The 14,564-nt window shown below is 69.6% G+C and carries 12 protein-coding genes; 4 read left to right on the top strand and 8 right to left on the bottom strand.

Features of this window, described 5'->3' with window-relative positions:
• Nucleotides 1-52 precede the first annotated feature (52 nt).
• Nucleotides 53-868 carry an IclR family transcriptional regulator gene (locus tag LG388_RS12775; RefSeq protein WP_225783109.1) on the top strand — a complete coding sequence of 272 codons (816 nt, stop codon included), beginning with the start codon at nucleotides 53-55 and terminating at the stop codon, nucleotides 866-868.
• Between the two features lie 101 nt (nucleotides 869-969).
• Here LG388_RS12775 and LG388_RS12780 read toward each other — a convergent pair whose 3' ends face one another.
• From LG388_RS12780 to LG388_RS12810, 7 genes are all read right to left on the bottom strand, one after another.
• Entirely contained in the window at nucleotides 970-2,136 is a 1,167-nt protein-coding gene (locus LG388_RS12780; protein ID WP_225783594.1) for a serine hydrolase, read from the bottom strand.
• A 224-nt stretch (nucleotides 2,137-2,360) separates the two neighbouring features.
• Complete coding sequence (locus LG388_RS12785) at nucleotides 2,361-2,954, bottom strand: hypothetical protein (RefSeq protein WP_225783110.1); 594 nt, start codon at nucleotides 2,952-2,954, stop codon at nucleotides 2,361-2,363.
• Nucleotides 2,955-3,008: 54 nt separating this feature from the next.
• Nucleotides 3,009-4,547, bottom strand: coding sequence for a 2-isopropylmalate synthase (locus tag LG388_RS12790; RefSeq protein WP_225783111.1), 1,539 nt, complete (start codon nucleotides 4,545-4,547; stop codon nucleotides 3,009-3,011).
• 113 nt (nucleotides 4,548-4,660) lie between these two features.
• Nucleotides 4,661-6,376 carry a 2-isopropylmalate synthase gene (gene leuA, locus LG388_RS12795; RefSeq protein WP_225783112.1) on the bottom strand — a complete coding sequence of 572 codons (1,716 nt, stop codon included), beginning with the start codon at nucleotides 6,374-6,376 and terminating at the stop codon, nucleotides 4,661-4,663.
• A 243-nt stretch (nucleotides 6,377-6,619) separates the two neighbouring features.
• Entirely contained in the window at nucleotides 6,620-7,444 is an 825-nt protein-coding gene (gene pssA, locus LG388_RS12800) for a CDP-diacylglycerol--serine O-phosphatidyltransferase (RefSeq protein ID WP_225783113.1), read from the bottom strand.
• 224 nt (nucleotides 7,445-7,668) lie between these two features.
• On the bottom strand, nucleotides 7,669-8,007 hold the full coding sequence (locus LG388_RS12805; protein WP_225783114.1) for a P-II family nitrogen regulator: 339 nt from the start codon (nucleotides 8,005-8,007) through the stop codon (nucleotides 7,669-7,671).
• Nucleotides 8,004-9,701, bottom strand: a complete 1,698-nt coding sequence (locus tag LG388_RS12810; RefSeq protein ID WP_225783115.1) for an NAD+ synthase — start codon at nucleotides 9,699-9,701, stop codon at nucleotides 8,004-8,006. The genes LG388_RS12805 and LG388_RS12810 overlap by 4 nt, the downstream gene beginning before the upstream one ends.
• Nucleotides 9,702-9,813: 112 nt before the next feature.
• Between LG388_RS12810 and LG388_RS12815 the strand changes: the two genes are divergently transcribed.
• Nucleotides 9,814-10,758, top strand: a complete 945-nt coding sequence (locus tag LG388_RS12815) for a DMT family transporter (protein WP_225783116.1) — start codon at nucleotides 9,814-9,816, stop codon at nucleotides 10,756-10,758.
• On the top strand, nucleotides 10,755-12,044 hold the full coding sequence (locus tag LG388_RS12820) for a GNAT family N-acetyltransferase (RefSeq protein WP_225783117.1): 1,290 nt from the start codon (nucleotides 10,755-10,757) through the stop codon (nucleotides 12,042-12,044). Before LG388_RS12815 ends, LG388_RS12820 begins: the two co-directional genes overlap by 4 nt.
• On the opposite strand, the gene LG388_RS12825 is transcribed toward LG388_RS12820, so the two are convergent.
• Nucleotides 12,033-12,986, bottom strand: coding sequence for a LysR family transcriptional regulator (locus tag LG388_RS12825; protein WP_225783118.1), 954 nt, complete (start codon nucleotides 12,984-12,986; stop codon nucleotides 12,033-12,035). The genes LG388_RS12820 and LG388_RS12825 overlap by 12 nt on opposite strands.
• 113 nt (nucleotides 12,987-13,099) lie before the next feature.
• On the opposite strand from LG388_RS12825, the gene LG388_RS12830 reads away from it, so the two are divergent.
• Entirely contained in the window at nucleotides 13,100-14,521 is a 1,422-nt protein-coding gene (locus LG388_RS12830) for a M20 family metallopeptidase (RefSeq protein WP_225783119.1), read from the top strand.
• Nucleotides 14,522-14,564 lie beyond the last annotated feature (43 nt).

A 14,564-nucleotide genomic window follows, 5' to 3' on the forward strand; every position in this document is an offset into this window, starting at 1 on the left:
GCCTTCAAATTTCACGAGATAAGATGACGCGCCTTCGTTCACGCGCGCATCCATGAGAAAAGCCCAAGCTGACATTCCGGCCACGCCCGTCATCCAGGTCATCGAGCGCATGTTCGCGCTGATCGACGTGCTGGCTTCGCGCGAGGAGGCCATCTCGCTCAAGGAAATCAGCGAAAAGACCGGGCTGCATCCTTCGACCACCCACCGCATCCTCAACGACCTGGCCGTGGGCCGCTTCGTCGACCGGCCCGAGGCCGGCAGCTACCGGCTGGGCATGCGGCTGCTGGAGCTGGGCAACCTCGTGAAGGCGCGGCTCAACGTGCGCGACGCGGCGCTCATCCCCATGCGCGAACTGCACCGCCTGACGCAGCAGCCCGTGAACCTGAGCCTGCGCCAGGGCGACGAGATCGTGTATGTGGAGCGCGCCTTCAGCGAGCGCTCGGGCATGCAGGTGGTTCGCGCCATCGGCGGCCGCGCGCCGCTGCACCTCACCTCTACCGGCAAGCTCTTCCTGGCGGCCGACGACCCGCAACGCGTGCGCAGCTACGCCACGCGCACCGGCCTGGCCGGCCACACGCGCAACAGCATCACGCAGTTGCCGGTGCTGGAGCGCGAACTGGCCAAGGCCCGCCAGTACGGCATCGCGCGCGACAACGAGGAGCTGGAACTGGGCGTGCGATGCATGGCCGCCGGCATCTACGACGACCAGGGCAAGCTGGTGGCCGGCCTGTCGATCTCGGCACCCGCGGACCGGCTGGACGAAGGCTGGCTGCCCAAGCTGCAGGCCACGGCCAACCAGATCTCGGAGGCGCTGGGCTATTCGCGCACCTCGCCCGGCGGCGGCGGGCTGGACTCCCGCGCCGGCTGAGGGCGGCGGCAGCTCTTCCCGGCCTCGGCAACGACAAAGGCGGCCGAAGCCGCCTTTCCTGTGCTGCGAGCGTCCGCCTGCCCCGGCAGGCGCCGGGCCGCTCAATCGCCCGCGATCTGCAGGCCGCGCGCCGGCAGGTGCGTGGCTTCGACCCAGCGGCGCACGCGCTCGGCATCCGCCAGCCGGCTCACGCGGCCGGTCGCGTCCAGGAAGACCATGATCAGCTTGCGCCCTGCCACCTTGGCCTGCATGACCAGGCACTGGCCGGCCTCGGAGATGTAGCCCGTCTTCTGCAGGCCGATGTCCCAGTCGGCGCTGCGCACCAGGCGGTTGGTGGTGTTGAACTGCAGCGTGCGGCTGCCCACCTCGACCTGGTGTTCGGGCGACACGGACAGCTGGCGCACCAATGGGTCCTGCGAGGCGGCGCTGACCAGCAGGGCCAGGTCCTGCGCCGTCGACTGGTTGCGCGGCGACAGGCCGGTGGGTTCCACATAGCGCGTGTCCTTCATGCCCAGCAGGCGCGCCTTGCCGTTCATCACGCTGACGAAGGTCGCCATGCCGCCCGGGTAGGTGCGGCCCAGCGCATGTGCGGCGCGGTTCTCGCTGGACATCAGCGCCAGGTGCAGCAGTTCGCCTCGCGACAGCGTGGTGCCCACCGCCAGGCGCGAGCGGCTGAATTTCTCGGTGTCCACGTCGTCCTGCGTGATGGTGATCATCTCATCCATCGGCAGGCGGGCCTCGCTGATCAGCAGGCCGGTCATGAGCTTGGTGAGCGACGCGATGGGCAGCACCGCGTGGTCGTTCTTGCTGAACAGCACCTCGTGCGTGTCCTGGTCCACCACCAGCGCCACGCTGGAGCTCAGGTCCAGCACGTCGTTGGTCTGGTGCAGGCCGGCCATCTGCCCGTAGGACAGGCGGGGCGCGGGCGGATCAACCCGCACCACTGAACGCTTCTGCACCGCCACCACCGTCTTGCCACCGCGCTTTTCCACGGTGGCCGTCACGTTGCGGCCCGCGCGCGTGCTCTTGCTCGCCGTCGCTTGGGCCTTGCTGCTGGAGGCCACCTGGCGCTTGGGCGCCGCAGCGCGGGCACTCTTGCCGGCCGATGCGCTGCGCTTGTTCTCGCTGGCGACCGCCTTCTTGCTGGTGGCGGGCTTCTTGGAGCTCTGGGCGTACGCGCCCGGCATCAAAAAAGCCGTCGCACAGAGGGCGACAGCAATCAGCCGGCAAGCGGCCTTGAAATGCTGGAGGGAGGGGCGGCGCAACATCAGTTGCTGGGGGGCTTCAGGCATCCAATTTCTCCAGCGGCGAGCAGTAGGCGGCAGAGTCTAACGAAAGGAAAAAACACATGCAATATCAGAGACTTGCAAATGCTTCTTCAAAGATACGACATCAAGCGTTGTCCTACAGAGGAATCACATCCAGATTTTCAGTTTGGCGCCCTAAGTGCTTGATTCCATGAGGAGGAAGGGAGCAAAGCTCTCACCCTCGATCAGCGCTGACTGCCCTGCCTGACTGAGCCACGGCGCCGCAGCGCCTGCACCATCAGCGTGGGCACCAGGATCAAGACGAACAAGGGCAGCCACACCGCACCCAGCGCCAGCGCGGTTCCCATCGGCACACCGCGCATGACGGAGCCGGAACCGGAGGTGTCGGCTGCCACGAGAAACTCGCCGCCGTACCGATCCAGAACGTCTGCGCACTCGACAACGATCGGCCCCGCCTTTTCGCCGACCGTTTGCAGCTGCCAGCGCTGAACAAAGCCCTGGCGCGGCGTGAACCACCACAGGGTGTCCTCCCACCCGAGCGCATTCACGCGCCGCAAGGGCAAGGATTCGGTGCCCGCACGGGCCGTGCAACGCACGGTGCCCAGCAGCGCGGACGCGCCACTGACCCAGATGCCGGCCCTTTCATCCGCCGAAAGGACGACGGACAGCGACTGCCCCAAGTCAACGGGCGTCGCGCGCTCGACGCTGTGAGCCACCGGCAGCACCCATCCCACCCAGATCAGTGTCCAGGCCAGCAGGCATCCGGCGGCCAGCGCCCACAGCAGTTGGCGACGCGCACGCTCGTGCGCGCGAGCCATCGCATCAGGCGCCGCCCGTGTCGCCGCCATCACCGGCTGTGGACAAGGCGACGATCAACCCTGCGCCGCGACCCTTTCGGACTGGCTCTGCAGCTTGTTGAGGGCGCTCAGATAGGCCTTGGCGGATGCGACGACGATGTCTGGATCGGCGCCCACGCCGTTGACCACGCGGCCCGCGTTCTGCAGCCGCACCGTCACCTCGCCCTGGCTCTCGGTCGAGCCGCTGATGGCGTTGACCGAGTACAGCACCATCTCGGCGCCGCTGTTCACGTGCGATTCGATGGCCTTGAGCGAGGCATCGACCGGCCCGTTGCCATCGGACTCGCCCACCACTTCCTGGCCGGCGACCGAGAACACCACACGCGCGTGCGGCCGTTCGCCCGTTTCGCTGTGCTGGGCGAGCGACACGAACGCGAACTTCTCGCCCACGCTCGAGCCGCCCTCCCCGCTGACCAGGGCCAGGATGTCCTCGTCGAAGATTTCGGCCTTGCGGTCGGCCAGCTCCTTGAAGCGCAGGAAGGCGGCATTGGTGTCGGCCTCGCTGTCCAGTTCGACGCCCAGCTCCTGCAGGCGCTGCTTGAAGGCGTTGCGGCCCGAGAGCTTGCCCAGCACGATCTTGTTGGCCGTCCAGCCCACGTCCTCCGCGCGCATGATCTCGTAGGTGTCGCGGGCCTTGAGCACGCCGTCCTGGTGGATGCCCGAGGCATGCGCGAAGGCGTTGGCGCCCACCACCGCCTTGTTGGGCTGCACCACGAAACCCGTGGTCTGGCTCACCATGCGGCTGGCGGCCACGATGTGCTGGGTGTCGATGCCCAGCTCCAGGCCGAAGTAGTCCTTGCGGGTCTTCACCGCCATCACGATTTCCTCGAGCGAGCAGTTGCCGGCGCGCTCGCCCAGGCCGTTGATGGTGCATTCCACCTGGCGCGCGCCGCCGATCTTCACGCCGGCCAGCGAATTCGCCACGGCCATGCCGAGGTCGTTGTGGCAGTGCACCGACCAGATCGCCTTGTCGCTGTTGGGGATGCGCTCGCGCAGGGTCTTGATGAAGTTGCCGTAGAGCTCGGGAATGGCATAGCCCACGGTGTCGGGCACGTTGATGGTGGTGGCGCCTTCGGCGATCACGGTTTCGAGCACGCGGCACAGGAAGTCCATGTCGCTGCGGTAGCCGTCCTCGGGGCTGAACTCCACGTCGGCCACCTTGTTGCGCGCAAAGCGCACGGCCAGCCGGGCCTGCTCATGCACCTCGTCGGGCGTCATGCGCAGCTTCTTTTCCATGTGCAGCGGGCTGGTGGCGATGAAGGTGTGGATGCGCGCGCGCGCGGCGCCCTGAAGCGCCTCGGCCGCGCGTGCGATGTCGCGGTCGTTGGCGCGCGACAGGCCGCACACGGTGGAGTCCTTGATCGCATTGGCGATGGCCTGCACGGCCTCGAAGTCCCCGTTCGAGCTGGCCGGGAAGCCGGCTTCGATCACGTCGACCTTCAGCCGCTCCAGTTGCTTGGCGATGCGCATCTTCTCGTCGCGCGTCATGGAAGCGCCGGGCGATTGCTCACCGTCGCGCAAGGTGGTGTCGAAAATGATCAGCTTGTCGGTCATCGGGGTTCTCTCCAAGGGGGCGGCCTGCCGCTTGCGCCGCCTGCGGACCACGGCAGCAGGCTGCACCGTGGACCGCGGCGGGGCGGCCGGTTTCGAGCGCAGCTTCGCTCAGGTCAGGCCGTGGCAACCTGCGATTGTGCGCCCTGCGCGGGACGGCCGGCGCCGCGGGCCCGCGCGCGCTGCACGCCCGAGATGATGGCCTTGTGCGCGGCGGCGATGGTGTCGCTGTCGATGCCGACGCCGAACAGCGTCTGGCTGTCGTCCACGCGCAGTTCCAGGTAGGCGATCGAGCGCGCATCGGCACCGGCGCCGATCGCGTGCTGGTGGTAGTCGATCACGCGGATGTCGTGGCCGGTGGCGGCGCTCAGGGCCTGCGTGAAGGCGTCGATGGGGCCGTTGCCCTCGCCTTCGATCACGCGCGAGGCGCCGTCCCAGGCCACTTCGCCGCGCAGGGTCACGCGCCCTTCCCCACCATCCGTGCCCACGCGCTCCTGCAGGCGGCGCTGCTGCAGGCCGCGCGCGCCTTCGATGCGGTACTCGTGGTTGAAGATCTGCCAGAGGTCGGCGGCCGTGAGTTCCTTGCCCTCGACGTCCATCACGCGCTGCACGACCTGGCTGAACTCGATCTGCAGGCGGCGCGGCATCTCGATGCCGTACTCGCTTTCGAGCAGGTAGGCCATGCCGCCCTTGCCCGACTGGCTGTTCACGCGGATCACGGCCTCGTAGTTGCGCCCGAGGTCCTTGGGATCGATGGGCAGGTAGGGAACCTGCCACACATCGCCTTCGCGGCGTGCCGCGAAAGCCTTCTTGATCGCGTCCTGGTGCGAACCCGAGAAGGAGGTGTAGACCAGATCGCCCGCATAGGGATGGCGCGGGTGCACCGGCAACTGGTTGCAATGCTCCACGGTGGCGCGGATCTCGTCGATGTGGGAGAAGTCCAGCTCCGGCGACACGCCCTGGGTGTACAGGTTCAACGCCACGTTCACCACGTCCAGGTTGCCGGTGCGCTCGCCATTGCCGAAGAGACAGCCCTCGACGCGGCGCGCGCCGGCCATCAAGGCCAGTTCTGCGGCCGCCGTGCCCGTGCCGCGGTCGTTGTGCGGATGCACCGACAGCACCACGTGCGGACGGTCGAAGAAGCGTCGGCTCATCCACTCGATCTGGTCGGCGAACACGTTCGGCGTGGCGTTCTCCACCGTGGTGGGCAGGTTGAGGATGATGGGGCGCCCCGCGCCCCAGGCCGCCACAGCGGTTTCGCAGGCCTGGGCGGACACCTCCAGTTCGGCCAGCGAGAAGGTCTCGGGCGAGTACTGCAGCACCCATTCCGTTTGCGGCTGCGCGTCGGTCAGGCGGCGCAGCTGCGTCACGCTGCGCTCGACCAGCTGCATCACCTGCGCCACGCTCATGCCGAACACCACCTCGCGCCAGGCCGGCGCCACGGCGTTGTAGATGTGCACGATGGCCCGACGCGCGCCGCTCAGCGATTCCACCGTGCGCGCGATGAGTTCCTCGCGCGCCGGCGTCATGACCTGGATGGTCACGTCATCCGGGATCCGGCCTTCGTCGATGAGCTTGCGCACGAAGTCGTACTCCACCTGCGAGGCCGCCGGGAAGCCGACCTCGATCTCCTTGAAGCCGATCTTCACCAGCATCTCGAACATGCGCATCTTGCGCGCGAGGTCCATGGGCTCGACCAGGGCCTGGTTGCCATCGCGCAGGTCGGTCGACAGCCAGATCGGAGCACGGGTCAGCACGGCGTCGGGCCAGGTGCGGTCCGGCAGGGCGATGGGCGCGAAGGCGCGGTACTTGGTCTGCGGTTGCTTCAACATGTCGATCTCTTGCGTGATGTGCGAAGGTTTGAATCGACCAGCAACCCCCAAAGACAAAACGGCCCGTTGCTGGTGCGAACGGGCCGTGATGGTGGAAAGTGCGCGCGCGCCCTACCGTCTCCGCCCGTAGGGGATGGCTAGTAGGGACAGGGCGAACTTGCTCATGGGTGTGGCGACTCTATCACAACGCCTGCGGATCGGCGCAAGGCCTGCGCCGCTGCTGTCGCATGCGCGGCAGGGCCATCAGTTGTGCAGGCCGCGCTCGTCCGGCTCGTCGGTCGAGACGCTGATCACGCTCGCCGGCTCGCCCTTGGCCTTGCGCCAGGCGTAGATCACGTAGCCGCTCAGGCCATAGGCCACGAACAGGCCGAACAGCACGGTGGGCGGATGGATGTTGATGACGGCGATGCCCAGCGCGATCAGCACGATCACGGCGAAGGGCACGCTGCGCTTCACGTGGATGTCCTTGAAGCTGTAGAAGGGCGCGTTGGTCACCATGGTCAGGCCCGCGTAGAGCGTGAACACGAAGGTGATCCAGGTGATCTGGTTCCAGCTCAGGTACAGCACGTCGCTGCCGCGGCGGCCCCATTCGGTCATGAGCCAGATGAAGCCCGTGACCAGCGCCGCGGCGGCCGGCGACGGCAGGCCCTGGAACCAGCGCTTGTCGACCACGCCCGTGTTGACGTTGAAGCGCGCCAGGCGCAGCGCGGCGCAGGCGCAGTAGACGAAGGCCGCGATCCAGCCCCAGCGGCCCAGGCCCTTGAGCGACCACTCGTAGGCGATGAGGGCCGGCGCGGCGCCGAAGGACACCATGTCCGACAGCGAGTCCATCTGCTCGCCGAAGGCGCTCTGTGTGTGGGTCATGCGCGCCACGCGCCCGTCCAGGCTGTCGAGCACCATGGCGGCGAACACGCCCAGCGCGGCCAGGTCGAAGCGCGCGTTCATCGCCATCACGATGGCGTAGAAGCCGCCGAACAGCGCGGCCAGCGTGAACAGGTTGGGCAGGACGTAGATGCCCTTGCGACGCTTGCGCGGCAGCGTGTCGCCCAGGGGCGTTTCGTCTTGCATGAAGGAGGCCTCCAGTGCCGCGGGTCCGGACCCGCAGGCGGCTGTGTGAAAGTGCGCTGCGACCGTGCAGCGGCGAGCCGGCCAGTGTAGTCAACTCGACTGCCCGCCCCGGCCCCTTTTCCCTGGGGCGCCGGCCTGATCGCCCCCGCCCGCGGACGCAAAAAAGCCGGGGCAGGCCCGGCGTTCGAAGGCTGGGTCGGAGGCCCGTGCGCCCCGCGACGCATTCAGATCGCGCTCTCGTTCTCCTCGCCGGTGCGGATGCGCACCACGCGCTCCACGTTGGTGACGAAGATCTTGCCGTCGCCGATCTTGCCGGTGCGCGCGGCCGCCACGATGGCGTCCACGCAGCGCTCGACGTCGGCGTCATTGACCACGACCTCGATCTTCATCTTGGGCAGGAAGTCGACCACGTACTCGGCGCCGCGGTACAGCTCGGTGTGGCCCTTCTGGCGGCCGAATCCCTTGATCTCGGTGACCGTGAGGCCCGACACGCCGACCTGCGCCAAGGCCTCACGCACGTCGTCGAGCTTGAAGGGTTTGACGATGGCGGTGATCTGCTTCATGGGGGGTTCTTTCCTCGGGCGGTTTCGTTGAACTTGCTGGTGATAGGGTAACGCCAATCCTTGCCGAAGCTGCGGTGGGTGACCCGGATGCCCACGGGGGCCTGGCGGCGTTTGTATTCGTTGAGCTTGACCAGCCGTGTCACGCGCTCGACCACGGCGCGTTCATAGCCCGCGGCCACGATGGCCTCCACGCTCTCGTCGTCTTGCATGTAGCGCGCCAGGATGCCGTCCAGCACGTCGTAGGGCGGCAGGCTGTCCTGGTCGGTCTGGTCAGGCCGCAGTTCGGCGCTGGGCGGGCGCGTGATGATGCGCTCGGGGATGGGCTCGCGGCCGGTGCCGTAGGGGTCGTGCGTGTTGCGCCAGCGGGCCAGCGCGAACACGGTGGTTTTCAGCAGGTCCTTGATGACCGCGAAGCCGCCGGCCATGTCGCCGTACAGCGTGCAGTACCCCGTCGCCATTTCGCTCTTGTTGCCCGTGGTCAGCACGATGGCGCCGAACTTGTTCGACAGTGCCATCAGCAGCGTGCCGCGGATGCGCGCCTGCAGGTTCTCCTCGGTCGTGTCTTCGGCCAGGCCGGCAAACTCGGGCGCCAGCGCGGCCTTGAAGGACTCGAAGGTGGGCTTGATGGAAATCTCGTCGTAGCGCACCCCCAGCCGCTCGGCCATGTCGCGCGCGTCGATCCAGCTGATGTCGGCCGTGTACGGCGAGGGCATCATCACCGCGCGCACCTGGTCCTTGCCCAGCGCGTCCACGGCGATGGCCAGCACCAGCGCCGAGTCGATGCCGCCCGACAGGCCCAGGATCGCACCCGGAAAGCCGTTCTTGCCCACGTAGTCGCGCACGCCCAGCACCAGCGCGTCCCACAGCTGGGCTTCGGCCTCGCGCGGGGCGGGCAGCTGCGCCGGATCGGCGTCCACGTGCACGCCCTGCGGGCCGGCCGCCAGCGGCACCTGCACCAGCGCCTCCTGGAAGCCGGGCGCCTGCACGGCCAGCCGGCCGTCCGCCTGCAGCGCGAAGGAGGCGCCATCGAACACCACCTCGTCCTGCCCACCGACCAGGTGCGCGTAGATCAGCGGCAGGCCCACGGCGCGCGCGCGCTCGGCCATGCGGGCCACGCGCTCGTTTTCCTTGCCCACGTGGTAGGGCGAGGCGTTGATCACGGCCAGCACCTGCGCGCCCGCGGCCTGTGCCAGCGCGGCGGGCTCCTCGAACCAGGCGTCCTCGCAGATCAGGAGGCCCACGCGCACGCCCTGCACCTCGACCACGCACACGCCCTGGCCGGGGGCGAAGTAGCGCCGCTCGTCGAACACCTGGTAGTTGGGCAGCTCCCGCTTGGCGTAGGTGGCCAGCACCTGCCCGCCGCGCAGCACGCTGGCGGCGTTGAAGCGCTGCTGCACCGCCACCGAGCGGCTGCGCAGGCTGCCGCCCGTGGGATGGCCCACCACCACGGTCATGTCGGGCAGATCGGCCAGGTCGGCCGCGATGCCGAGCACGGCCTCGTCGCAGGCGGCCGTGAAGGCCGGGCGCAGGAACAGGTCCTCGGCCGCATAGCCGGCGATGGAGAGTTCGGGCGTGAGCAGCACGCGCGCGCCTTTGGCATGCGCCTGGCGGGCGGCGGCGACGATGCGGCGGGCATTGCCGGCGATGTCGCCCACCACGTAGTTGAGCTGCGCGATGGCGATCTGGAGCGTCATGGGGAACACGCGGCGCAAAGCCGCAGAAGAAGCGAGCCGGGATGTTACCCGCGGCTCGCGCGGCGCCCCTGCGCCGGCAGGCCCCGCGCGGCGCTGGTACGCTCGCTTTTCCATGCCGCTCCAACCGTCTCCCGCCGCCGCCACCCGCTGGGGCCAGGCCTGGCGCTGGTTCAACCACCAGGCGCCGCTGCTGCTGATCCTCACCACGCTGATCTGGGGCTGCAACGCCGTCGCGGCCCGGCTGGCCGTGGGCGAGATCTCGCCCATGATGCTGACCACCGCGCGCTGGAGCATCTGCTGCGTGGCCCTGTGGTTCAGCGCGCGGCGCGACATCGCCACGCATTGGCGCAGCCTGCGCCCGCACTGGCGCTACCTGGCCGTCATGGGCACGGCCGGGTTCACGGCCTTCAACGCCCTGTTCTACACCGCGGCGCACCACACCACGGCCATCAACATCGCCATCATCCAGGGCACCATCCCGGTGCTGGTGCTGCTGGGCGGCTTCCTGTTCGCGGGCCTGCGCGCCACGCCGCTGCAGATGCTGGGCGTGGGCATCACGCTGGCCGGCATCGGGGTGGTGGCCTCGCGCGGCGATCTCGCGGTGCTCACGGGGCTGGGCTTCAATGTGGGCGACGTCTGGATCCTGATCGCCTCGCTGCTCTATGCCGGCTACATGCTGGGCCTGCGCCGGCGCCCGGCCGTGCCGCCCATCGTGTTCTTCGCCGCGCTGGCGGCCGTGGCTTCCCTCGCGTCGCTGCCGCTGCTGGCCGTGGAGGTGGCGCGCGGCGAGTTCTTCGCGCCCACGCCCACGGGCTGGCTGATCATGCTGTTCGTGGGCCTGCTGCCCTCCTTCGTGTCACAGATCACCTTCATCCAGGCCGTGGCGCTGATCGGCCCGGCGCGCGCGGGCGTGTACCTGAACCTCACGCCCATCTTCGGGCCGCTGCTGGCCGTGGGGGTGCTGGGCGAACCCCTGTCGCTGTACCACGGCGTGGCGCTGGCGCTGGTGCTGGGCGGCATCTGGATCGCCGAACACCTGGGGCAGCGGCGCGCATGAGCACCGCCGGGCCGCCCCAAGGTGCTCGCGCCGCAGCCGAAGGCGAAGGTACTCCAGTGCGCGATGACGCGAGCGAAGGCGCAGTGCTGCGCCTGCATACCGAGCTGGCGGACCTGGACGCCGCCGCCTGGGACGCGCTGCTCGCGCAGCAGTCGCTGCCCACGCCTTTCATGCGCCACGCCTACCTGGCCGCGCTGCAGGCCAGCGGCAGCGCCACGCCCGACACCGGCTGGGCCGCGGCCTTCGCCACGCTGCATGAGGACGGCTTGCTCACGGCCGCCTGCCCGCTCTACGTCAAGAACCACTCCTACGGCGAATACGTGTTCGACTGGGCCTGGGCCAACGCCTATGAACAGCATGGACTGAGTTACTACCCCAAGGCGGTGGTGGCCGTGCCCTTCACGCCCGTGCCGGGCTCGCGCCTGCTGGCGCGCGACGCCGCCAGCCGCGCGCGGCTGGCGCAGGGCTTGCTGCAGTGGTGCGGGCAGATGGCGCTGTCGTCGCTGCATGTGCTGTTCGGCAGCGACGAGGACATGGCCGCCTGCGAGCAGGCGGGCCTGATGCGCCGACAAACGGTTCAGTTCCACTGGAACAACGAGGCGCCGCCAGGCGCCGACACGTTCGGCGCCTGGCCCGACTTCGAGGCCTTCCTGGCCAGCCTGTCGCAGGAAAAGCGCAAGAAGATCCGCCAGGAACGCCGCAAGGTGGCCGAGGCCGGCGTGCGCTTTCGCTGGGCGCGCGGCGCCGGCATCGCGCCGGCGGACTGGGACTTCTTCTACCGCTGCTACGCCCGCACCTACCGCGAGCACGGCAACCCGCCCTACCTCTCGCGCGAGTTCTTCCGCCTGCAGGCGCAGCAGCAGCCCGAGTCGTGGCTGCTTTTCATCGCCGAGCGCGGCGGCCGGCCCATCGCCAGCAGCCTGATTGCGCTGGGCGCCGACGCGGACGGCACTCCGGTGGCCTACGGCCGCTACTGGGGCGCGCTGGAACGCGTGGACTGCCTGCATTTCGAGGCGTGCTACTACCAGCCGCTCGCCTGGTGCCTCGCCCATGGCTTCCGGCGCTTCGAAGGCGGCGCGCAGGGCGAGCACAAGATGGCCCGCGCGCTGATGCCCGTGGCCACGCACAGCGCCCACTGGCTCGCGCACCCCGGCTTCGCCGATGCGGTGGAGCGCTTTCTGCAGCGCGAAGGCGCGGGCATCGCGCACTACATGGACGACCTCGCGGCGCGCAACCCCTTCCGCCACCGCCCGCCGGGCCCGGCCGACGACGGGTCAGTCCGCTGAGCCCGGCGCCGAACGCCTCGCCCGCCCCAGCCGGCGCCGTGCGGCGCCCGCGATGGCCCGCACCAGGTGCGCCACGAAGGCCTGCGCCAGCGGCGGCAGCGTGCGGCCGTCCAGCGCCAGCACCTGCAGCCGGCGCTGCTGCAGCACCGCGTCGGCAAAAGGCCGCGCCACTACCTCGCCGCCTTCGATCAGGTGCAGCACCGTGAGGTGCCCCGACAGCAGCAGGCCCGGCGTACGCAGCAGCGGCAACAGCACCCCCGAGAAGTTGCTGACGAAATGCGGCTGGTACTGCACGCCCTGCGCGCTGCAGGCCAGGTCGAAGAGCTGCCGCGTGGTCACGCCGCGCCCGCCCAGCGACAGCGGATAGCGCGCCACCTCAGCCACCTGCACCACGCGCTGGCGGGCCAGCGGATGGTCGGGCTGCATCACGGCATAGACCGGCGCCTGCGCATCGTGCAGCACGCGCAGGCCGGGCTCGGGCGCCACGGTGTACTTGAGCGCGAGGTCGGCCTCGCCGCGCATCAGCAGTTGGCTCACCTGCTCGGGCGAATCCACCTGCAGTTCGATGCGGCTGCCGGCGTGGGCGTCCTGGAAGCTGCGCATCAGCGCCGGCATGAAATGGGTGGCGAAGCCCTCGGTGCAGGCCATGCGCACGCGGCCCGCCTGCTGCGCGCCCAGTGCGCGCACCTGCTCGATGACCTGCTCGGCATCGAGCACGGCCGTGCCCAGGTGCCCGGCCAGCCGCTGCCCGGCCGCCGTGAGCGCCATGCCGCGAGCCTGCCGCTCGAACAGCGGCGTGCCCAGCGATTCCTCCAGCCGCGTGATCTGCCGGCTGATCGCCGACGGCGCCACATACAGGCGCGCAGCCGCCTGGCTCACGGAGCCGCTGCGCGCCACCTCCAGGAAATGGCGCAGGGGAATGCTCAGGAGCGGAATGGCCATGTGCAGCGACTTTTGCCTTCAAGGCAATGGTAGCTTGCCAATTCGGTACTGGAAGCAATGCTCATCTGGCCTTTTACTTGCGAGCCTGCCGACGACCAGACACGACCTCGCCCATGAGCCGATCCCACGCCCTTGAAAACGCCACCGCCTACTTCGACGACGGCCGCTTCTTCACCGACCTGCAACGCCGCGTGGCCCTGCGCACCGAAAGCGACACCGGCGGTGTGCCGCCCGCGCTCGCGGCCTACCTGAGCGACGAGCTGATGCCGCGCCTGGCGGCCCAAGGCTTCGATTGCCGCATCGTGCCCAACCCCGATCCGCGCGGCGGCCCCTTCCTGATCGCGCGCCGCGAGGAGGACCCGGCCCTGCCTACCGTGCTGAGCTACGGCCATGGCGACGTCGTGAGCGGCCAGGAAGGCCAGTGGCGCGAGGGCTTGGACCCGTGGCAGTTGCGCGCGGAAGGCGACCGCCTGTACGGCCGCGGCACGGCCGACAACAAGGGCCAGCACACCATCGCCCTGGGTGCGCTGGAGGCGGTGCTGGCCGCGCGCGGCGGCCGGCTGGGCTACAACCTCTGCTGGCTCATCGAGACCGGCGAGGAAGCCGCCTCGCCCGGCCTGGCCGCCGTCTGCGCGCAGGAGCGCGAGGCCCTGCGCGCCGACCTGTTCATCGCCAGCGACGGCCCGCGCGTGCAGGCCGGCCGGCCCACGCTGTTCCTGGGTTCGCGCGGCGCCGTCAACTTCACCCTGACACTGAACAGCCGCCCGCGCGGCTACCACTCGGGCAACTGGGGCGGCGTGCTGGTCAACCCGGCCACACGACTCGCGCATGCGCTGGGCACGCTGGTCGACGCGCGCGGCCGCATCCGGGTCGAAGACCTGCGGCCGCCGGCATTGGACGAGCCGCTGCGCGCCGCGCTGCGCACCCTGCAAATCGGCGGCGGCCCGGACGACCCGGCCCTGGACGACGGCTGGGGCGAGCCCGGCCTGACGGCGGCCGAACGCCTGGTCGGCTGGAACACGCTGGAAGTGCTGGCCCTGGGCGCCGGCAACCCGCAACGCCCCGTGGGCGCCATTCCGCCGCAGGCCGTGGCGCATTGCCAGCTGCGCTTCGTGGTCGGCACACCCTGGCAGCAGCTCAAGGAAATCGTTCGCGCGCATCTGGACGAATGCGGCTTCGAGGACATCGAGGTGGCCGTGACGCTCACAGGCGCTGCCACGCGCCTGCCGCTGGACAACCCGTGGGTGAGCTGGGCGCTCCAGTCCATCGCGCGCAGCTGCGGCCAGCGCGCCGACCTGCTGCCCAACCTGGCGGGCTCGCTGCCCAACGAGATCTTCGCCGGCCTGCTGGGCCTGCCCACCTTGTGGGTGCCGCATTCCTACCCGGCCTGCGCGCAGCACGCACCCAACGAGCACCTGCTGGCCTCCGTCGCGCGCGAAGGCCTGCAGATCATGGCCGGCCTGTACTGGGACCTCGGCGAGCCCGGCCAGGCCCCCTGGCAGGCCGGCGCGCTGAAGGCCGGCGCACCGGCCTGAGCTCATGCACCCGCCCGCCGCTCCTCATCCCCACCCTTTCGCT

Source organism: Xenophilus sp. Marseille-Q4582 (assembly GCF_916700565.1).
Classification (GTDB): domain Bacteria; phylum Pseudomonadota; class Gammaproteobacteria; order Burkholderiales; family Burkholderiaceae_C; genus Xenophilus.

Bases quoted from the DNA above. Each gene is read 5' to 3' on its own strand.
- LG388_RS12775 (WP_225783109.1), top strand. From the start codon at position 53: ATGAGAAAAGCCCAAGCTGACATTCCGGCCACGCCCGTCATCCAGGTC.
- LG388_RS12780 (WP_225783594.1), bottom strand. From the start codon at position 2,136: ATGTTGCGCCGCCCCTCCCTCCAGCATTTCAAGGCCGCTTGCCGGCTG.
- LG388_RS12785 (WP_225783110.1), bottom strand. From the start codon at position 2,954: ATGGCTCGCGCGCACGAGCGTGCGCGTCGCCAACTGCTGTGGGCGCTG.
- LG388_RS12790 (WP_225783111.1), bottom strand. From the start codon at position 4,547: ATGACCGACAAGCTGATCATTTTCGACACCACCTTGCGCGACGGTGAG.
- leuA (WP_225783112.1), bottom strand. From the start codon at position 6,376: ATGTTGAAGCAACCGCAGACCAAGTACCGCGCCTTCGCGCCCATCGCC.
- pssA (WP_225783113.1), bottom strand. From the start codon at position 7,444: ATGCAAGACGAAACGCCCCTGGGCGACACGCTGCCGCGCAAGCGTCGC.
- LG388_RS12805 (WP_225783114.1), bottom strand. From the start codon at position 8,007: ATGAAGCAGATCACCGCCATCGTCAAACCCTTCAAGCTCGACGACGTG.
- LG388_RS12810 (WP_225783115.1), bottom strand. From the start codon at position 9,701: ATGACGCTCCAGATCGCCATCGCGCAGCTCAACTACGTGGTGGGCGAC.
- LG388_RS12815 (WP_225783116.1), top strand. From the start codon at position 9,814: ATGCCGCTCCAACCGTCTCCCGCCGCCGCCACCCGCTGGGGCCAGGCC.
- LG388_RS12820 (WP_225783117.1), top strand. From the start codon at position 10,755: ATGAGCACCGCCGGGCCGCCCCAAGGTGCTCGCGCCGCAGCCGAAGGC.
- LG388_RS12825 (WP_225783118.1), bottom strand. From the start codon at position 12,986: ATGGCCATTCCGCTCCTGAGCATTCCCCTGCGCCATTTCCTGGAGGTG.
- LG388_RS12830 (WP_225783119.1), top strand. From the start codon at position 13,100: ATGAGCCGATCCCACGCCCTTGAAAACGCCACCGCCTACTTCGACGAC.